The 19,107-nt window shown below is 72.2% G+C and carries 13 protein-coding genes; 6 read left to right on the top strand and 7 right to left on the bottom strand.

Features of this window, described 5'->3' with window-relative positions; genetic code table 11:
- The first annotated feature begins 64 nt into the window (after nucleotides 1-64).
- The 3 genes from AVW11_RS24565 to AVW11_RS24555 all read left to right on the top strand — a co-directional run bounded on the left by AVW11_RS24565 (nucleotide 65) and on the right by AVW11_RS24555 (nucleotide 4,307).
- A complete protein-coding gene (locus AVW11_RS24565; protein WP_240528252.1) occupies nucleotides 65-2,116 on the top strand; it encodes an RICIN domain-containing protein in 2,052 nt (683 codons plus the stop codon).
- Between the two features lie 145 nt (nucleotides 2,117-2,261).
- Nucleotides 2,262-2,924, top strand: coding sequence for a hypothetical protein (locus AVW11_RS37500; protein ID WP_076045952.1), 663 nt, complete (start codon nucleotides 2,262-2,264; stop codon nucleotides 2,922-2,924).
- A gap of 348 nt (nucleotides 2,925-3,272) precedes the next feature.
- Nucleotides 3,273-4,307 (top strand): endonuclease/exonuclease/phosphatase family protein, encoded by a 1,035-nt coding sequence (locus tag AVW11_RS24555; protein WP_079250767.1) that lies wholly within the window; start codon nucleotides 3,273-3,275, stop codon nucleotides 4,305-4,307.
- Nucleotides 4,308-4,365: 58 nt separating this feature from the next.
- On the opposite strand, the gene AVW11_RS24550 is transcribed toward AVW11_RS24555, so the two are convergent.
- The 3 genes from AVW11_RS24550 to AVW11_RS24540 all read right to left on the bottom strand — a co-directional run bounded on the left by AVW11_RS24550 (nucleotide 4,366) and on the right by AVW11_RS24540 (nucleotide 8,276).
- Nucleotides 4,366-5,652 carry an acyltransferase family protein gene (locus tag AVW11_RS24550; protein ID WP_240528250.1) on the bottom strand — a complete coding sequence of 429 codons (1,287 nt, stop codon included), beginning with the start codon at nucleotides 5,650-5,652 and terminating at the stop codon, nucleotides 4,366-4,368.
- A gap of 2 nt (nucleotides 5,653-5,654) precedes the next feature.
- Entirely contained in the window at nucleotides 5,655-7,742 is a 2,088-nt protein-coding gene (locus AVW11_RS24545) for a bifunctional polysaccharide deacetylase/glycosyltransferase family 2 protein (protein ID WP_079250770.1), read from the bottom strand.
- Nucleotides 7,743-7,835: 93 nt separating this feature from the next.
- Nucleotides 7,836-8,276 carry a hypothetical protein gene (locus AVW11_RS24540; RefSeq protein WP_143568892.1) on the bottom strand — a complete coding sequence of 147 codons (441 nt, stop codon included), beginning with the start codon at nucleotides 8,274-8,276 and terminating at the stop codon, nucleotides 7,836-7,838.
- A 437-nt stretch (nucleotides 8,277-8,713) separates the two neighbouring features.
- Here AVW11_RS24540 and AVW11_RS24535 point away from each other — a divergent pair, with 437 nt between their 5' ends.
- Nucleotides 8,714-9,652: a glycoside hydrolase family 16 protein gene (locus AVW11_RS24535; protein ID WP_076045946.1), complete on the top strand. Its 939-nt coding sequence runs from the start codon at nucleotides 8,714-8,716 to the stop codon at nucleotides 9,650-9,652.
- A gap of 5 nt (nucleotides 9,653-9,657) precedes the next feature.
- On the opposite strand, the gene AVW11_RS24530 is transcribed toward AVW11_RS24535, so the two are convergent.
- The 3 genes from AVW11_RS24530 to AVW11_RS24520 all read right to left on the bottom strand — a co-directional run bounded on the left by AVW11_RS24530 (nucleotide 9,658) and on the right by AVW11_RS24520 (nucleotide 13,986).
- Complete coding sequence (locus AVW11_RS24530) at nucleotides 9,658-10,410, bottom strand: SOS response-associated peptidase (protein ID WP_076045944.1); 753 nt, start codon at nucleotides 10,408-10,410, stop codon at nucleotides 9,658-9,660.
- 97 nt (nucleotides 10,411-10,507) lie between these two features.
- Complete coding sequence (locus tag AVW11_RS24525) at nucleotides 10,508-12,493, bottom strand: helix-turn-helix domain-containing protein (RefSeq protein ID WP_079250766.1); 1,986 nt, start codon at nucleotides 12,491-12,493, stop codon at nucleotides 10,508-10,510.
- Between the two features lie 92 nt (nucleotides 12,494-12,585).
- Complete coding sequence (locus tag AVW11_RS24520) at nucleotides 12,586-13,986, bottom strand: MFS transporter (protein ID WP_076045942.1); 1,401 nt, start codon at nucleotides 13,984-13,986, stop codon at nucleotides 12,586-12,588.
- 232 nt (nucleotides 13,987-14,218) lie between these two features.
- Between AVW11_RS24520 and AVW11_RS24515 the strand changes: the two genes are divergently transcribed.
- Nucleotides 14,219-15,691: a M1 family metallopeptidase gene (locus tag AVW11_RS24515; protein WP_076045940.1), complete on the top strand. Its 1,473-nt coding sequence runs from the start codon at nucleotides 14,219-14,221 to the stop codon at nucleotides 15,689-15,691.
- A 16-nt stretch (nucleotides 15,692-15,707) separates the two neighbouring features.
- Here the strand turns inward: AVW11_RS24515 and AVW11_RS24510 are convergent, their stop codons facing one another.
- A complete protein-coding gene (locus AVW11_RS24510; RefSeq protein ID WP_063898507.1) occupies nucleotides 15,708-16,400 on the bottom strand; it encodes an N-acetylmuramoyl-L-alanine amidase in 693 nt (230 codons plus the stop codon).
- A 412-nt stretch (nucleotides 16,401-16,812) separates the two neighbouring features.
- Between AVW11_RS24510 and AVW11_RS24505 the strand changes: the two genes are divergently transcribed.
- Nucleotides 16,813-19,020, top strand: a complete 2,208-nt coding sequence (locus tag AVW11_RS24505) for an endonuclease (protein WP_076045938.1) — start codon at nucleotides 16,813-16,815, stop codon at nucleotides 19,018-19,020.
- The last annotated feature ends 87 nt before the right edge of the window (nucleotides 19,021-19,107 follow it).

The following is a 19,107-nucleotide window of genomic DNA, read 5'->3' as shown; positions in this document are numbered from 1 at the left end:
CTCCGCGGCATTCGTCTGGCAGGCTTCCGCGAACCCACTGGTCCCACATCGATTTGAGGTGCCCATGACAGGACGCAGACGTGCAGCCGACCACCGCCGCAAACCCCGGCGGTTGATACTCGCCACCGCCGCCGTGGCAGCCGGAGCGGTGATAGCCGCTGGCATCGCCTACTCCGGGCTCGGCGACGGTGCCCAGGCCGCCGGCACCGTCGAGGCCGCCGCCTCCGCTCCGGCCGCCGCCCCCGCCCGCGACAAGGAGCCGGACCCCCTCGCCGCGGCGCCCGCCAACGAGAGCGCGCGCGGCATGGTCTACGACGGCCTCCAGCCCGCGCCCAAGGGCGACCGCTGCGTCGGTGTCTACCGCACCGGGGACGGCCACTGCACCCACGGCCCCGACGCCCCGCCCAAGGGCGTCGACATCACCAAGGAGATCCCGCCGGCCGTCAAGGAGACGGCTCCGGCGGCCGATCCGGCCAAGCCCTCCACCGACGACCCGGCCACCAAGGAAGGCGGCGGGCGTCCTCAGGACGCGCCCGCGGCCGACGGCGCGGCCACCAAGGACAGCGCACCCCAGCCGGCCGCCGCCGAGGGCGGCCAGACCGTCGCCGCGGGCCCCGCGGGCCAGACCGTCCAGTGCGACGGCGACGGCAGCACCGGCAACCGCGTGCAGGTCGTGTACGTCCACGCCCCCGGCAAGGACCGCTACTCCGAGTACGTGGCCTCGTTCCGCAAGTGGGCGGCCGACGCCGACCTCATCTACTCGGCGAGCGCCAAGGAGACCGGCGGCGTGCGGCACATCCGCTACGTCACCGCCGCGGACTGCACGCCCACCGTGCTCAACATCGAGCTCCCGGCCAACGCCCTGGCCGAGTTCAGCGCGACCAACAAGGCGCTCGCCGCCAAGGGCCTCGACCGCCGCGACCGCAAGTACATGATCTTCGCCGACAGCCAGGTCTACTGCGGCATCGGCACCTTCGCGGGCGACGAGCGCCCCGGCCAGAACAACCAGAGCAACTTCGGCCCCTCCTACGGCCGCACGGACTCGGGCTGCTGGGGCGGTCACACCGCCGCGCACGAGCTCGGCCACAACCTGGGCGCCGTCAACAACAGCGCACCGAACACCAGCCGCGGCGCGCACTGCACCGACGAGTACGACGTCATGTGCTACTCGGACACCCCGTACTACCCGAAGATGCGCAACATCTGCACCAACCAGGCGTCCGAGAACATCCTGGACTGCAACCACGACGACTACTTCCACACCAGTCCCAAGCCGGGCAGCTACCTGGCCACGCACTGGAACATCGCCGACAACCAGTTCCTGATGAAGACCAGGGGCGGTGGCGGCGGCACGGACCCCGGTCCCAACCCGAACCCGACGCCCACGCAGAAGCCGAGCCCGACGCCGACCAAGAAGCCCACGGGCGGACCGACCGCGACCGCGGCCCAGATCCAGTCCAACTCCGTCGTCGTGAGCTGGCCCAAGGTCGAGGGCACCGCCTGGTACCAGGTCATGCTGAACGGCAAGCACCTGGCGTGGGTCCAGTCGCAGGTGCTGCGCATCTACAACCTCCAGCCCGACACCTCGTACACGGTGACCGTGTCCGCCCGTGACGGCTCCGGCCGCGACAGCGGTCCCGGGAAGGCGGCGTCCTTCCGTACGACCGGTGCCGGCGGCGGGGCGACGACCCCGGGCAGCCGCTACACGCTCGGCAACGGCAGCACCGGCATGGCCGCCGAGGTATGGGGCGGACGCACCGCCGACGGCACCGTGCTCGTCGGCGGCCGCGCCAACGGCTACGCCCAGCAGCAGTGGTACTTCGAGGACGCCGGCAACGGACAGGTCCGCATCAAGTCCGCGGTCTCCGGCAAGTGCCTCCAGCCGGGCGCCGCACCTGCTCCGGGCATGTGGGTCTCGCAGCAGCCCTGCGACAAGAACAACGGCGCTCAGGCCTGGAAGCTGACGACCCGCGGTGGCGCGGTGACCGTCACGGAGCCGAGCGGCACCTTCGCCCTCACCGTCAGCAACCGCCCCTACTACGGGAACTGGCTGCTCGACCTCCAGCGTGCGGACGGCCGCGCGGCGCAGGCCTGGACCCTCCAGAAGTCCGGCTGAGCACTGCCGCCACGCCCGGACGCCCAGGCGCTCGCACGCCCTGGCGCCGGGACCACCCCGTGACGCCGTGATCCCGCCCCGGCGGACGGCCGCCCCGCGCGGCCGTCCGCCGGGTTTCCCCTCATCTCGACCGGAGCACCCGACGATGCGCATAAGAATCGTTCTCTCGGCCACCCTGACCGCACTCGGCCTCATGTTCCTGATCCCCGCCGCCGCCCATGCCCACGGAGACACCCTGAAGGTGGTGGTGACCGGGCAGCGCGCCGGCCACGTCACCACAGACATCACCTGGGAGAACGACGGGGACGCCGTCGACGAGACCGTCGCCGCCACCGTGAACGCGGTCAGCGTCGACGGCACCCGCACGATGGGCCCCTGGCGCCTGGTCCGCGACCCGGCGGCGGCGCCCGCAGGCTGGACCACGGCCGAGACGCTGCCGCCCGGTTCGTGGAAGGTCACGGTCGAGGTGGGGTTCCCCGCACTCGGCAAGGGTGAACTCGAAGTCGGTGTGCCGGTGGTGGACCCGGCTCCGACCACCGGCGCGACCGCCGGCGGCACTCCTGCCGTCCCGGCCCCGACGCCCGAGGCCGCTGCCGGCTCCACCGCCGGTTCCGGTTCGGCCGCGGCGACTTCCGCGGACTCCTCGTCCCCCTCCCCGGCTCCCTCCGGGACGCAGGCGGCAGCCGGCGCCGACGGGGACGCCGTCTGGTGGACGACGGCGGGTGTGGCGGTGACCGCCCTGGCCGGGGCGGGCGTCGGACTGCTGCTGCGCCGCCGCCGGATGCGCGGCGCGTGCAGGACGTCGTAGCCGGTCGCCGACCGGTCGGGCCGGGCGGCACGAGCCCGGCCTGATCGGAAGGAAGCGCTTCAGGCCTGTGCTTCCCCGCGCCGTACGCAGCTCCGCCCCGGTCGGGGTGTGGAGGACGGCGCCGGGGTGCGCCACGCGCTCGGCTCCTAGCGCGCTGTCCCGCGCACCCACGGAGACGCTGGGCTTGACCACCACTGCGGGCGCCGGTGCCGGAGGGAACCCCGGCGGCGGATCGAGCGTCGTAGCAAACGGCGTCGTGCTGCCGCACCTGCCGGCGTGGCGGAGCAGGTCCGGCGTGACGGAACACGTCGGGCGGGTCGGGGCAGGACGGGAACGGGGCCGGGACGGATGGGCGGGGTTGTGGCCGAGCGGAGGGGCCGCGGTGCGGACGGGGGTGTGCGGCGCATCGCCCGGTGGCGGGGGGCCGGGGGTGCTCGCGGGAGGGTCCTCGCCCTGCTCGCCCTGGTGACCGCCGCCGTACTGACATTCCACTCCGCCGTACCCGATGCGGGCGGCCGCCTCGGCAGCCTGGTGGAGGCGTTCCTGCCCTGGCTCGGCCTGGCGGTTGCGCCGCTCCTCGTGGCGGCGCTGGTGCGCCGGTCGGCCGTGGCCCTGGTGGCCCTGCTGCTGCCCGCCCTTGCGTGGCTGGGCCAGTTCGGCGGGCTGCTCCTCCCCGCGCAGAGCGGCGCCCACCACCTCACCGTGGTCCAGCACAACGTCGGCGACGAGAACCCGGACCCGGCGGGCACCGCCGCCGCCCTGGCCGCTGCCGCACCGGACCTCGTCGCCCTGGAGGAGGTGACCCCCTCCGCTCTGCCGGCCTACCAGGCGGTGCTGGCGTCGCGGTATCCGCACCACGCGGTCGAGGGCACGGTCGGCCTCTGGTCGAAGTACCCGCTGACGGGCGTACGGCGCCTGGACATCAAACCCGCGGCGATCGGGGAGGGCTGGAGCCGCGGCCTGCGGGCCGCGGTGCGCACCCCGGAGGGCGAGATCGCCGTGTACGTCGCCCACCTGCCCTCGGTGCGCATCCGGCCGTCCGGCTTCGCCTCGCAGCTGCGGGACGAGAGCGCGCGGCTGCTGGGCGCGGCCGTCGCCGCCGAGCCGGTGGACCGGGTGGTCCTGCTCGGCGACCTCAACGGCACCGTGGACGACCGCGGGCTCGCTCCGCTGACGTCGCGGATGGCTGTGCCCCGGCGGGGGTTCGCCCTCAGCTGGCCCGCCTCCTTCCCGGTGGCCCGGATCGACCAGGTCCTGGCGCGGTCGGGGGCCGTCCCCGAGATCCGGACGCTTCCCGCCACCGGCAGCGACCACCTGCCGGTGGTCGCCCGCATCACGTGGGACCCCGCGACCGGCGCGCGGCCGGACTCCCGCGGGCGCTGACGCGGCCTGCGCCGCCGCCCCGGGCCGGCCGGCGGCGTGGGTCAGTCGGCGGTCTGCGTCAGTCGGCGGCCCGGCGCCTGCCGCGTGGGCGGCGCGGGTACGGCAGGAGCCGCGGCGGGCGTCTGGCGGCCAGGTCCTCGACCCAGCCGAAGGCCAGCACCAGCAGCACGACCAGCGGGAGCGCCACCAGCAGCGTGAACCATTGGCTGGACAGCAGCCACTGGAAGTTCGCGTAGACGAACGGGACGCCCCAGAGCGGGTCGATCAGCGGGATCGCGACCACCAGCGCCACCTGGTGCCAGAGATAGACGCTGACGGCGCGTGCGTTGAGCAGGGCGACCAGGCCGTTCCAGCGTTCCAGCGGCCTGGGCCACCGGTCCCAGGCGGGGCTCACGTGGAGCAGGAGGGCGACGAAGCCGATGGACCACAGGGCCTGGGCGATCGGCCAGGACTCGATGTCGGTCGGCACGGTCGGGTCCACCGGACGGCTCTGCAGGTACCACAAGCCGGCCACCATGATCAGCGGCGCGACGGACGGCAGCACGTACTGCGGGATCTTCCTCAGGAGCCCCTCCTGGTGGGCCATGCCGAGGATCCAGCAGGCACCGAAGGTGGCGAAGTCGTTGGCGGTCTCCCAGACCCGGCCGTAGATGAACTCCTGGTCGAGGAGGAACACGTTCATGACGATCACCATCGCCAGGGGGGCGGCCAACGTCGCCACGGGAAACCGTCGCAAGGCCCGCAGCAGCAGCGGCGAGAACAGGACGTACCAGAGGTAGGCCCGGAGGTACCAGAGCGGGACGGTGATCTGCGCGGCCCAGGTGGCTTCCACGAGCTGGAATCCGGACAGCTCGTCCGCGTACGGCGGAGTGCTCAGCGGCAGGATCCAGAAGGCCAGCTTGAACCACCACCAGGTGGGGTGGCCCTCGGACCGGGGACCCCAGCCGGCGTGGATCTGGAGGGCGACCAGGACGGCGCCGAACAGCCACATCGGCGGCAGCAGTCGGCGCAGTCGGCCGCGGATCACGCCGAGGGCGGGACGGCTGAGCGAGCGGGCCATCAGCGAGCCGGCCAGGGCGAACATCACGCCCATCGACGGGAAGACGAGGGGCAGCCAGAACCAGCCGAAGTTGTGGTAGAGCACCACGCGGGCCAGGGCCAGCGCGCGCAGCAGGTCGAAGTAGCGGTTCCGGCCGCCCTTGTGCCCGGACGGTACCGGCGCCTGTGCCTGCGGCCCCGGCCACGGCTGGGGCTGCGGCCGCGGCTGCGGGTCGGGCCGTAGAGCGGCGGGGACCCGCAGCTGGATGGTGTCGCGGGTGCTGCCGGGTTCGGTGGATGCGTACACGGTCAGGCCTCCACCGGTACGGCGACCTCGCCGGTGCGCCGGAGCTTCTGCCAGCGCAGTCGGCCGCCGGTCACCGCCGTGATCGCGGACTGCAGGAGGACGATGTACATCAGCTGCCGGTAGACCAGTTGCTGAATCGGCAGGCTGATCAGGTGCCAGGGCTTCTCGTTGTCGAGCCGGAAGGCGTACCAGGACAGTGCGGCCTGGAGCAGGATGAAGCCGCCCCAGCTCGTCAGGGTGATCGGGGCGTCCCCGAACAGCACGCCGTAGAGCAGGAACAGGTCGACCAGGGGCGCCAACAGCGGGGCGATCACGCCGAACAGCACGACGAGCGGCAGTCCGAGCCGGCCGAAGCGTCCGGCCGGGCCGCGGGAGGTCACGGCGCCGCGGTGCTTCCACATCGCCTGCATGCTGCCGTAGCTCCAGCGGTACCGCTGGGACCAGAGCTGCTGGAGGCTGGCAGGCGCCTCGGTCCAGGCGCGGGCGTGTTCGGCGTAGACGATCCGCCAGCCGTCGCAGAGCACGGCGATGGTGATGTCGGTGTCCTCGGCGAGGGTGTCGTCGCTCATGCCGCCCACCCCCCGCAGGGCCTCCTTGCGGAAGGCGCCGACCGCGCCGGGGATGGTGGGGATGACGCCCAGCATGTCGTACATCCGGCGGTCCAGGTTGTGGCCGAGGACGTACTCGATGTGCTGCCAGGCGCCGATCAGGCTGTCGCGGTTGCCGACCTTGGCGTTGCCCGCGACGGCGCCGATCGCCGGGTCGCCGAAGGGCTGGACCAGCTCGCGCACCGTGGACGGCTCGAAGACGGTGTCGCCGTCCATCATCACGATGATGTCGTGCGAGGCGGCCGCGATACCGGTGTTGAGCGCGCCGGACTTGCCGCCGTTCGCCTGGCGGATCAACCGCACGAACGGCAGGTCCATCTCCTCGACGATGTCCGCGGTGCCGTCCGTGGAGCCGTCGTCGATGACGATCACCTCGATCGGATGGTCGCTGGCCGCCAGGGAGTGGAGGGTGTTGGCGATGCACTCGCGCTCGTTGTAGGCGGGGACCAGGACGGTGACCCGTTCGGTGACGGGCCGTCCCCACGCGTCCCGGCGTTTGGAGCGGCGGGCGTGGATCGGTGCGAGGACGAGCATCAGCGCGAACCGGCCGAAGTTGAGGAAGCCGACGAGGGCCAGCAGCCCGACCAGCACCGGCAGCGTGAGCACGGCGACCTGGGTGGCCCAGAGGAACCCCTTGCCCGCCCACAGCTGGAATCCGTGCACCGGCACCGTCGCGCTGGAGGCGCCGAGCGCCTCGGAGATGGTGGTGAAACGGTAGCCCTGGGCCTGCAGCCTGTCGATGATCTGCACAAGGGCGGTGAGGGTCTGGGTACGGTCGCCGCCCGCGTCGTGCAGCAGGATCAGCGCACCCGCGCCGGGCTTGGCCGGCATCGCCGCCTTGACGATCGCGTCCACTCCGGGGCGCTTCCAGTCCTCGGTGTCGCGGTCGATGAACGCGGTGAGGTAGCCGCGCGCACCCACGTACTTGATCACCGGGTAGTTCCAGTCGTCCATCGCGGTGGCGTCGGAGGAGTACGGCGGGCGGAACAGCGCGGAGTGGACACCCGCGACGCCGGCCAGCGCCAACTGCGTCTGCGCCAGCTCCCAGCTGATCCGGGCGTGCGACTGGTACACCAGGTCCGGGTGGGTGAAGGTGTGCACCCCGAGTTCGTGTCCGCCCGCGACGATCTGGCGGATCAGGTCCGGGTTGCGCGTGGTCATCGCACCGGTCACGAAGAAGTCCGCACGGATCTTGCGGGCCGCGAGCACTTCGAGGATCTTCGGGGTCCACTCGGGCGAGGGACCGTCGTCGAAGCTGAGAACGGCCGTGCGGTCGGGGATGTGGTAGCTCACGGGGTGCTCGTTCTTCGCGCCGCGCGCGTCGATGACCGGACCGCCCTTGAGCAGGTTCTCCGGGACCGTCGTCTTGTCGACGGAGATCGCGATGCGGGAGTCGTGGAACGCCTCGTTGGTGGCGAGGCCGCGCAGGACGAGCAGGGCGAGCAGGCAGGCCAGCAGGGACAGCGGCATGAAGAAACGCAGCGGCGGCGCGGCCAGTCGGCGCGGCCTGAGCAAGGACTGCCGGCGGCGCTGGTGGCGGGACAATGACGCTCCTGGAGGCGGTGGTGCGGGTGATCAGGGTTGCTTGGCCGGACGGGCCGAGGGCTTCGCCCCGTTCGGCGCGGTCATCGCGGGCTTCGAAGCGGGGGACGCGGGCTTGGGCCGGGCTGCCGCGGATGCCGAGGGGGCGGCTGCGGTCTTCGGCGGGACGGCAGAGGTTTTCGCGCCCGGAGTCGCAGATCGCGTGAGCGTCCGGGGCGGCGACGTCGCGGACGACACCGACGACGGGGTCGGCGACAGGGGCGGCGGCCCGGGTGAACGCGAGGGCTGCGCGGGTATGCCCATCGCCGGGGCGTCCGCCTGCACGCCGATCAGGCTGCCGCCCATGGCGACCGCCAGGACCGCGCCGACCACGGAGACCGGCCAGCCGAATCCCCGCAGCAGACGGCCGCGCAGGCCCGACTGGTCGACGAACACCGGTGCGGGAGCGGACTCCTCGACATTCAATTCGGACATTTCAGGCTTCGATTGGTGCATCGACCCGCGTTGCACAGGGGTGATGACTGGGCGCACCTTGCGAGGCCTTTCATGCAGGGTACGGAGACCGCGGGATCACAGAGGCGAACGCTAGTCCACCATCCCGAGGCGACTTGGCCTGGATATCCGGATTTGGAACGATCTACTCAGCGGTCGTGACCGGATCGAAACGGAATATGTAATACCGCTTAGTAGGGCCGCCCGCGCCTCGGCCGTGCCCTGATCAGGGCGCGTTCAGCCCGGTCCCCCGGCGCGGGGAGCGTGGCGGCCGGGCCTGCCGGAGGCCGCCTCACAGCCACCCCGGCGGTCACGGGAGCGGCCACCGCGTGCCTAGGATGACGCCCTCGTCGGATCAGCAGCTGATCCCCCGCAGAGGGCGTGTCCAGGTACCGCCTCTACGCCCCCAAGGAGCCCGCGTGAGCCAGCCCCGCCGCGCCCGTCGTTCCCGCGTGTGGACCGCGCTCACCCTGCCTGCCCTCTTGTGCCTGCTCGCGGCGTGTTCCGGGGGGCCGGGTGGCGATGCCGCCGCGCCCGCCGCGAGTGCCCCGCCGACCCCGTCCGGGCCGCCGGGAACCCTGTTCGACAACTTCCACTACAGCGGTCCCGACGACCCCGCGCTCGCCGCCCACGGCTGGGAGGTCCGCACCGGCGGCGGCGGCCCGGGGATCAAGGACACCTGGACCGCGTCCGGCGCGAGTTTCCCCTCCGACGCGACCGCCCAGGGCGGCCGGGTCCTGCAGCTGCGGTCCTCCACCGACGGCACCGGGCGGGGCACCGGGCAGGTCGAGATACAGGGCACCGGCAAGAACCTCTTCACCGGGACCTACGCCGCCCGGGTCCACTTCGGCGACAAGCCCGCGGGCGGCCGCAACGGCGACCACGTCGTGCAGGCCTTCTTCCCGATCTCCCCCTCGGACTCCTCGGACGACTACAGCGAACTGGACTTCGAGTACCTGCCGAACGGGGGCTGGGGTACGGCGGGTCCGCGACTCGACAACGTCAGCTGGTACAAGGCCGATCCGCCGGACCGGGTCAACCACACGCTCAAGCAGCGCCTCGAGGGCTGGCACACCCTGATGATCACGGCGGTGAACGGGTCGGTCACCTACTCCCTGAACGGCAAGGAGCTGTTCACCAGCTCCGGCAAGTACGTCCCGCGCGAGAAGATGGACATCCACTTCAGCAACTGGTTCATCGACCTGCCCTTCACCGGCGGACCGCGCACGTGGGACATGAAGGTCAACTGGGTCTACCACAAGGCCGACGAGGCCGTGTCCCTGGCGGATGTCCACAAGACGGTGGACGGCTTCTACAGTGCCGGCACCGACTACGTGAACACCGTCCCGAAGGCCTGACCTCCTCACTCCGGCGCCGGCACGGGGCCCTCGGGGTCGTCGAGGAGCTCGGGCCCGTTGTTGCGGACGTTGTTGACCGCCGTCGACACGGCCCGGACGTCCAGCCGGCCACCCCCGGGCGCGGCGAGCAGGGCGCGCAGTTCGTCCGCGTCCCGGTGGGAGGGATCGAGCCACGCGTCGTAGTCGGCCGGGGCGAGCGCGAGCGGCATACGGGGGTGGACGCGGCCGGCCGCGTCGGTCGCCTCGGTGGTGATGATCGTGCAGGTCGCCCACCACGCCGCCGGATCGTCGTCGGCGGCGACGCCGGGGTCGCGCCAGAACTCGTAGAGACCGGCCATCGCCATGACGGCGCCGTCCTCGGGGCGGATGAAGTAGGGCTGCTTGTACGCCTTCACGCCGGCGGAGGCGGGTACGGCCTGCCACTCGTAGAACCCGTCCGCCGGCAGCAGGCAGCGGCGCTGGGCGAAGGCCCGCCGGTACGCGGGCTTCTCGTGCACCGTCTCCACCCGCGCGTTGATCATCTTCGGGCCGCCGGACGGGCTCTTCGACCATGACGGCACCAGTCCCCACCGCAGGGGCCGCAGCCTGCGCTCCAGCAGCCCGCTCCCCCGGTCGGCGCGCTCCAGTACCGCCCAGACCGCGTCGGTGGGCGCGACGTTCCAGCTGGGCTCCAGCACGTGCCCCGGCTCCGGGGGCACCGCCCGGAAGAGGCCGGAGAGGTCCTCTGGACCACGGGTGGAGACGTAACGGCCGCACATGGACCCAGCCTGCCACTTGTCGGCGGCTGCGGCCGGTTACGCCGCGGACCGGGGCCGGGGCGTGGGACGGAGCGGGCGACACGGGTGGCGGAGGGGGTCATTGCGGCCGCTGGATCCGGTGGACGCGCAGTGCGAGCTGGATCTCCAGGGCCCGCTCGGGACGCTGCCAGTCGCGGCCGAGCAGCCGGCCTATCCGGTCCAGGCGCTGCACCACGGTGTTGACGTGCACGTGGAGTGCGTCCGCCGCCCGGGACTGGCTCGTGCCCTCGTCGAAGTAGGTCCGGAGGGTGTGGACCAGTTCCGTTCCGCGTTTGGCGTCGTAGTCGAGCACGGGTCCCAGGGTCCGGTGCACGTAGCCGCCGAGGTCCGTCTGCTCGCCGAGCAGCACGCCGAGGAAGCCCAGGTCGGCCAAGGCGGCGCCGGAGCCCTCCCGGCCGAGCGCGCGCAGGGCGGTCCGGCAGCGGAGGGCTTCGGCGTGGGCGTCGGGGAACCGCCCCGGTCCGGTGACCGGCCCGGCGGCGCCGACCGTGACGGGTCCGGCGAGGACCTGCCCCAGCTCGCCCGCCAGGCTCGCGGCACCTGCACCGGGACCGGCACCGGCACCGGGTCCCGGGCCGGTGCCGGTGCCGGATCGGGGGTGCCCGGCCGGGAGGACGAGGACCACGTCGTCGTGGTGCAGCCCCGCCAGGCCCTTGCGGGAGTGCGCGACGCGGGCCGCGGCGGCCAGCAGCCGCTGCCGGGGCGCGGCTGCGCAGTGCAGGACGAAGACCGCGTGCGGGTGGTCCAGGTTCACACCGAGCCGGCGGGCGCGGGCCGGCAGGCTCGCCGGGTCCGCGGCACCGGTGAGGAGGTCGCCGAGGAGTTCGCCCCGTACGCGGTCCTCGGTCTCGGCCACGGAACGGCGCTGGAGCAGCAGCAGGGCGGTGACGACCGCGGCCCGCTCGAAGAGGCGGCGGTCCGCGTCGCCCAGGTCGGGACGGCCGGTGAGCGCGATGCTGCCGAGCAGCTCGGGGCCCGCGAGGACGGCGCACACCCAGGTGCCGTCGGCGGACACGGCGCGCCCTCCGGTCCGGGACGCGCCGACGGCCCGGGCGGACGGCCGCCCGGAGTCGGTTCCGGACCGGGCGAGTTCGGTTCCGTCGGCGTCGTGGATCAGGGTGCCGCCTTGCAGGACGGCGCCGATGGCGGTGGCGACGTCGGTGATGTCCGCGCCGCGCAGCACCAGGTCGGTCAGCCGGTCGTGGGCTTCCTCGGCCCGCCGCATGGCGTGGCTGTGCGCCTCGATGGTCCGCGAGGCCTCGTTGAGGTCGACGAGTGCGCTGCGGGTCTCGTCGAGGAGGCGGGCGCTGTCGATGGCGATCGCGGCGTGGTCGGCGAGGGAGGACAGGAGGGCCACCTCGTCGGGTGTGAAGGTGCGGGCGGTGCGGTCCGCCGCGTACAGGACGCCGATCACCCGGGTGCCCAGGCGCAGCGGTACGCCGAGGATGGCCCGCAGCCCCTCCTCCGCGACGGCGCCGTCGATCGCCGTGGTGTGCCGGAAGCGCTGGTCGTCTCGGTAGTCGCCGGTGGAGTAGGGGCGGGCCGTTTCCGCGACCAGGCCGCCCAGGCCCTCCCCCATGCCGAGGCGGACCTGCTGGAACGCGGCGGAGACCGACCCGTCGGTCACCCGCATATAGGTGTCGCCGGCCTCGTCGTCGTTGAGGGACAGGTACGTGACGTCGGTGCCCAGGAGCAGTTTGGCGCGGCGGACGATGGCCTTCAGCACGGCGTCCGGGTCCCTGAGCCGGGCCAGGTCGCCGGCGGTGTCGAAGAGCGCGGCGAGTTCGGCTTCACGGCGGCGGTGCTGCCCGAGGGTGCGGCGGATGCGCAGTGCGACCCGGGTGGCCTCCGCGACCACGGCCGCGTCCGGTTCGTCGAGGTGGGGGCCGCGGGCCGGCGCGGCCGGCGGTGCGAACTGCTCGGCCGGGGCGCCCCGGTCGAGCAGGTCCAGCAGATGGCGCAGGTGCCGCAGGGCGGTCCAGGCCTCCCCGGCACCGGTACCACTGCCGGCGTCGGCGGTCGCGGTGTGGTCGGTGGTGGGCATCGGGCGCTCTCCGTCGTGGGTGGTGGGCCGGCCCGGGCCGGCCCCCGGCCGGGCAGTGGTGGCGGCGCTGCCCGGCCGGCGCCCGGTCCGGGTCAGGTTCGGTTGTCGGCGGGCAGCGGTGCCTGCCCGGCCGGGCGCGGGACGCCGGCTGCGCCGTCTGCCGGTGCGTGTTCGCGGGCCAGGCTACGCCCGCGGGTCTCCTTGGCGGCCAGGACGGTCAGCGTGGTCACCGCTGCCGCGGCGCCCAGGTAGATCGAGACGGGTACGGAGGAGTCGTAGCCGTCCAGCAGGGCCACGGCGACGATCGGGGCGAGGGCGCCGCCGATGACGGAGGCGAGCTGGGAGCCCATCGAGGCCCCGGAGTAGCGGACCTCGGTGGCGAACATCTCGGAGATGAAGGCGGCCTGCGGTCCGTACATCGCGCCGTGCAGGAGCAGACCGACGGTCACGGCGGCGACGATCACCGGGAAGGACCTGGAGTCGAGCAGGGCGAAGAACGCGAACGCCCAGCCGATCATGCCGACCGAGCCGATGAGGGTGACGGCGCGTCGGCCGATGCGGTCGGAGAGCGCTCCCCACGCGGGGATGGCCGCGAAGTGCACGGCGGAGCCGATCAGGACGGCGTTCAGGCCGTCGCTCTTGGGCAGGCCGAGGTGGCTGGTGACGTAGACGAGGAGGAAGGCGGTGATGACGTAGTAGGAGATGTTCTCGCCGAGGCGGGTGCCGATCGCGGTCAGGACGCCGCGCCAGTTCGTACGGAACACCTCCGTCACGGGCGGCTTCGCCATGACGCCGGCGGCGGCCCGCTGCGCGGCCTTGGCCTGCGCCTCCAGGAAGACCGGGGACTCGGACACGGATATCCGGATCCACAGGCCGATCATCACGAGCACGCCCGAGAGCAGGAAGGGGACGCGCCAGCCCCAGGCGAGGAAGGCCTCGTCGGACTGGACGGCGGCGAGGAGCGCGAGTACGCCGGTGGCCAGCAGGTTGCCGCCGGGCGCCCCCGCCTGGGGCCAGGAGGCCCAGAAGCCGCGGTGTTTGTCGTCGCCGTGCTCGGAGACGAGCAGCACCGCGCCGCCCCACTCCCCTCCCAGCGCGAACCCCTGGATGAGGCGCAGGAGGGTGAGGAGGACCGGAGCGCCGACGCCGATGCTCGCGTGGGTGGGCAGCAGACCCATGGCGAAGGTGGCGCCGCCCATGAGGAGCAGGCTGAGGACGAGGAGCCGCTTGCGGCCGATCTTGTCACCGTAGTGGCCGAAGACGAGGCCGCCGAGGGGGCGGGCGGCGAAGCCGATCGCGTAGGTGAGGAAGGCGAGGAGGGTGCCGACCAGGGGTTCGCTGTCGGGGAAGAACAGCTCGTTGAAGACCAGCGCGGCGGCGGAGCCGTAGAGGAAGAAGTCGTACCACTCGATGGTGGTGCCGATCAGGCTCGCTGCGACGATTCTCCGGATGCCGGACGGGGCCGGTGCGGCGGCCGTTGCGGGGGAGGTCATGTGCACCACTTCCGGGGGTCTGCGGGGACGTTCCGTGTGGCCACACCGTAGAAGCCCGCAGGTCGGCGGCGTATGTGGCGGGACATCACATTCAGGCACCAGCGCGTGTGCCCGGCCACCACACCCGCGACGCGGGCAGGGGGCGCCCGCCGTAGGGGCCAAGGGCAGGGCGTGCCCGCCGTGCGGGCCACGGGCACGGCGTGGCGAGGTCGGGGCGCTCGGGGCCTGGGTCATGATCGGCTGCGTGAAGACTTCCGGACGTCTGGCCGCCCTCGCGGTCGCGGGCCTGCTCGCCGCCCTCCCCGCGTGCTCGGAGTCCGGGGGCCGCGCCGACGGCGGGGCGGGCCGTGCAGGCGCGGAAGCCGCTCGGGCGCAGGGACACGGCACGGTGTTCCGGGGCGGGCGCCCGGGCGCCGCAGGCGCGGGGGACCCGTACTTCCCGAAGCTCGGCAACGCCGGCTACGACGCCACCCACTACACCCTGACCCTGGACTACGACCCCGGCAGCGGCCGTCTGAAGGGCACTGCGGAGATGACCGCGAAAGCCACTGCGGACCTCAGTGCCTTCAATCTCGACCTCCTCGGCATGGAGGTGTCGAGCGCCACCGTCGACGGCCGCACGGCGCAGGTCCGCCGGGACGGGCAGGAGCTGACCCTGCAGCCGCGCGATCATCTCAGGAAGGGCGCCGCCTTCCGGAGCGTCGTGCACTACGCGGGCACGCCGGAGTCGATCACCCATGACCACGGGTGGCGCGAAGGCTGGTTGAGGACGGACAACGGGGCGGTCGCGTTCGGTGAGCCGACGGGTTCGATGTCCTGGTTCCCGGGCAACCACCACCCCTCCGACAAGGCCTCGTACGACATCACCGTCACCGTCCCGAAGGAAGTCCAGGCGATCTCCAACGGGCAGCTCCGCGCCCGGCACACCAGCGGCGACCGCGCCACCTTCCACTGGCACCAGGCAGAGCCCATGGCCGGCCATGTGGCGACCGTGGCCATCGGCAGCTACGACATCAGGACCTCCCGCACCCGATCCGGCATCCCGGTCGTGTCGGCGATGGACAGGACCGCGGGGGTGGACGAGGACGGAGCTGTCCTCGGCCGGTTCCCCGAGGTCATGGAATGGGCCGAGGGGAGGTTCGGTCCCTACCCCTTCTCCGCCGCCGGGGTGATCGTCGATCAGGCGGCCGATGTGCCCTATGCCCTGGAGACGCAGACCAGGCCGACCATTCCGGCCGCCGTCTTCCACACCACGAACGTCGTGCACGAGATGGCCCACCAGTGGTTCGGCAACTCCGTCACCCCGCGGACCTGGCGGGACATGTGGCTCAACGAGGGCTTCGCGACGTATGCGGAGTGGCTGTGGACCGAGGACCACGGTGGGGCCAGCGCCCAGGACCACTTCGACCGCAACCACGCCAAGGCCGCGGACGACGACGAGTGGGACTTCCCGCCCGCCGAACCTCCGAGCGCGTCGGACATCTCCGGCCAGCCGGTGTACGTGCGCGGCGCGATGGTGATCCACAAGATCCGCCAGGCACTGGGCGACGAGGGCTTCCGCACCCTGGTGCGGGGCTGGACCCTGCGCCACCGCCACGGCCACGCCTCCACGGCCGACTTCACCGCGTACGTGGAGGCGAAGGCGGGCCGGGACCTCGACGCGATCTGGGACTCGTGGCTCTACGGCGACGGCAAGCCCGCGTGACGGGGTCGACGCGGTGTCAGGTCCTGATGCGCCGGCGCGCGGTCTCGACGAGGTTCATGTACTTGTCCCAGTCCCACACGGTTCCGGGGTCGTCGTGAGTGGACAGGGGGACCTCGACGTGGCCGAGGATGTGGTCCCGGTCGACGGGCACGTCGTACTTCGCGCAGATGGTGGCCGTGAGCACGGCGGACGTCTCGTACATCTTGTCGGTGTAGACGGGCTGATCGGTCCAGCCCTCGTGCTCGATGCCGATGCTCCGGTAGTTGTACCAGACGCTGCCGGAGTGCCAGGCCACGTCGCGCTCGCGCACGCACTGGGCGATCCGCGTGCCGCTCGCGCTGATCATGTAGTGCGCGGACACCCTCTCGGCGGCGTCGTTGAACTTGGCGAACATGATCGGCATGATGTCGGTCGTCAGATGGATGACGACGTATTCGATGGGGTACGCCTCGGGCCGGTCGGAGGCCGTGTAGTTGGCCTCGGAGGCTTCGACCCAGACCGCGGGGGCGTAGTCCACCGAGGAGTCCGTTCGCAGCGGTGCAGGCGGCCCTGCGGCGACGGCGGTCTTGCGCCCGGGGCCGGGCAGCGCGGCTTCCGCCTTCTCCTCGGACGTCATGAGCCGGGGCAGCCCGACAGCGGCCAGAGCCGTACCCGCCGCTCCGGCAGCACCCCACAACAGCCGTCGGCGGCTCAGCGGGCTGTCTTCCATGGCCACTCCTCATGAACTCGAGCAGGCAGGCAGAAGGACGACGCGCCGTTGATCCCGGCATCACCCTGCTCAGGCGGCACGTCCCGTAACCTGATGCTTCACCAGTGCCCGCACCCCGGCAAGCCGGTCCTCCACCACTCGGCGCACGCTCTCACCCGTCACCGGACGACTCAGCAGTCCGGCCGGGTTCCCGCCGTGCGGTCCACCGTGCTCCTCGCCACATCACCCTGTGCCGCGCCGCCGTCTGACCTGGCATCAATGAATTCGACGTCGAGAGATTGACGCGGCAACCACTGCGGAACTCCGCTCCGTCGGGCTGAGCGGCACTCGGTCAGGCCCTGTGCCCATACTGAATCGAGGGGAGGAATTGCGGCATCCGAGCATGAGGAGTGCGCCGAGGAGGCGAGCCGACATGACCGTGGAGCAGTTGTCACCCGTCGACAGGGCTTTCCTGGAGCAGATGGAGGAGGCCGGTCGGCGCTACGCAAGCCGTACCGGCGAACGCGACGGTCATCTGGAGGCGCTCGAGCGGCACGGCATCCTCCACGCCGACACCCGGGAACGGGTCGGCAGCAGGCTGACCCGTCTGGGCAGCGACTGGGCGATGGCCACAGCGATCGAGCGGACACCGGCGACCGCCACGACCGGTACCAGCCTGGACCTGGACCGCGAGCTGGTGAGCACCGACCTGTTGACGCTTGAACGGTTCATGGGCCGCAACGATCTGATCGGAATCGACTTCCTCGAAGGCGGGTTCCTCGCCGCCCGCTCGATCGGCCGAATAACCGTCCGGACCCCCGCCTCGTCCCACCACGGCACAGGCTTTCTGGTGTCCCCCTCGCTGCTGATGACGAACAACCACGTGCTGGGCTCCCCCGAGGAGGCGGCCGCCGGGGTGATCGAGTTCAACTTCCAGGCGGGCCGGGACGGACAGCCGCTCGTTCCGGTCGTGTTCCCGCTCGATCCGCAGAGCTTCTTCGTCACCCACCGTGACCTCGATTTCACCGTGGTGGCGGTCTCCGGCCGGTCCCTGGACGGTCAGCCGCTGGCGTCCTTCGGGAGACTGCCGCTCAAGGAGGCTCAGGGCAAGGCCGTCATCGGGGAACTCGTCAACATCATCCAGCACCCCAACGGCGAACCCAAGCAACTTGCCCTCCGGGACAACCGGATCGTGGACGTGCTGGACGACTTCGTGCACTACTCGGCGGACACGGCGCACGGCTCCTCGGGTGCTCCGGTGTTCAACGACCAGTGGGAGGTCGTGGCACTGCACCACGCAGGTGCTCCCCGCAGGGACCGCGACGGCAACGTACTGGCCGTCGACGGAACCCGCTGGCATCCGGGCATGGGAGAGCACCGGGTGGACTGGAAGGCCAACGAGGGCGTGCGGGTCTCCCGCATCCTCGCCGTGATCCAGCAGTTCCCCCTGTCCGGCGCCGCCGCGGCGCTCCGCGCGGAACTGTTCGCGGCCGGCTCGTCCCTGCATCCCGTGGAGGTCTCGCCGCCGACGCTCGGGCCGGACCGCACGAACGGCGCAGCACCCCCGGGCGCCACGGCGGGCCGCAGCGCAGAACGGCAGGCCACGACAGGATCGGTCCGCTGGAGCGTCCCCCTGCACATCAGCGTCACGCTCGACGGCGACGCCTTGCAGCCCCCGCCCGCATCACCCGCCGCGGGAGCCGAACCGGTGCACCGTGCGACCACCCCCTCGTACACGGGATCGTCCGACGGGATCGGAAGGATCGACGGTCGGTCGCCCGCCGAGCGGGACCTGGCAGCCGCCATGGCCACTCTCGCGGCCTTCCGCGCCCGCCCCTACTACGACGAGGCAGCGGACCTGGCGGCACGCAACGCCTACTATGCGGGCATTCACGTCGGCCACCCCACGAGCCTGCGCCTCGCGCTCACCGAGCGCCTGGAGTCCACGCACGAGCGCCGGCCGGCATACAAGCCGATGCGCCTGCTGTACCCGTGGGTGGACCTGCACCCCGACGAGAAGCTCCACGGCATCTACTCCGACAAGGGCTTCACCCCCCAGGAGCTCATCGAGGCCGACGCGGCGGTGGAGGCCGCCCGCATCGGACGCTGGCAGGAGTTCATGCTCCACGAGGGCGCACCCGGCCTGGAGGCCGTCGAGGCCGAGCTCGACCTCCTGGAGGCGTCACTGCCCTTCAACTGCGAACACGTCGTGCCCCAGTCCTGGTTCGCCAAGAAGGAGCCGATGCGGGGAGACCTGCACCATCTCTTCGCCTGCGAGTCGACGTGCAACAGCTTCCGCGGAAACATCCCCTACTTCGACTTCGCGGACTTCGACGAGGTCATCCGGCCCGCCTGCGGGCGGCGGGAGCCGGGAAGGTTCGAGCCCTCGCAGGGCAAGGGGCCCGTCGCCAGGGCGACGCTGTACTTCGTCCTCCGCTACCCCGGCAAGATCGGCGACGAGGCACGCGAACTCCAGCGGACCGGCCTGGAGGTGCTGCTGAACTGGCACCGGCAGCATCCGGTGGGCGTCTACGAGCAGCACCGCAACGCGGCGATAGCCGAGATGCAAGGCAACCGCAATCCGCTGATAGACCACCCGGAGTGGGCCGAGGAGATCGACTTCTCAGGTGCCTGGCCCTGAGCCGACGGTCCCGGACCGTACGGCCGCCCACCCCGCCGGTCAGAGGCTGCGGCAACCGCCGCAGGGGGCCTGCGGCCGAGCCGGCGG

Origin of the sequence: Streptomyces amritsarensis (genome assembly GCF_001953875.1) — a bacterium.
Lineage (GTDB): Bacteria > Actinomycetota > Actinomycetes > Streptomycetales > Streptomycetaceae > Streptomyces > Streptomyces amritsarensis.
The sequence above is the reverse complement of the archived record's forward strand: the minus strand, read 5'-3'. Positions and strand labels throughout refer to the sequence as shown.

Excerpts from the sequence above, each read along its gene's own strand:
- AVW11_RS24565 (WP_240528252.1), top strand. The coding sequence starts at position 65 with ATGACAGGACGCAGACGTGCAGCCGACCACCGCCGCAAACCCCGGCGG.
- AVW11_RS37500 (WP_076045952.1), top strand. The coding sequence starts at position 2,262 with ATGCGCATAAGAATCGTTCTCTCGGCCACCCTGACCGCACTCGGCCTC.
- AVW11_RS24555 (WP_079250767.1), top strand. The coding sequence starts at position 3,273 with ATGGGCGGGGTTGTGGCCGAGCGGAGGGGCCGCGGTGCGGACGGGGGT.
- AVW11_RS24540 (WP_143568892.1), bottom strand. The coding sequence starts at position 8,276 with ATGTCCGAATTGAATGTCGAGGAGTCCGCTCCCGCACCGGTGTTCGTC.
- AVW11_RS24530 (WP_076045944.1), bottom strand. The coding sequence starts at position 10,410 with ATGTGCGGCCGTTACGTCTCCACCCGTGGTCCAGAGGACCTCTCCGGC.
- AVW11_RS24525 (WP_079250766.1), bottom strand. The coding sequence starts at position 12,493 with ATGCCCACCACCGACCACACCGCGACCGCCGACGCCGGCAGTGGTACC.
- AVW11_RS24520 (WP_076045942.1), bottom strand. The coding sequence starts at position 13,986 with ATGACCTCCCCCGCAACGGCCGCCGCACCGGCCCCGTCCGGCATCCGG.
- AVW11_RS24515 (WP_076045940.1), top strand. The coding sequence starts at position 14,219 with ATGATCGGCTGCGTGAAGACTTCCGGACGTCTGGCCGCCCTCGCGGTC.
- AVW11_RS24510 (WP_063898507.1), bottom strand. The coding sequence starts at position 16,400 with ATGGAAGACAGCCCGCTGAGCCGCCGACGGCTGTTGTGGGGTGCTGCC.
- AVW11_RS24505 (WP_076045938.1), top strand. The coding sequence starts at position 16,813 with ATGACCGTGGAGCAGTTGTCACCCGTCGACAGGGCTTTCCTGGAGCAG.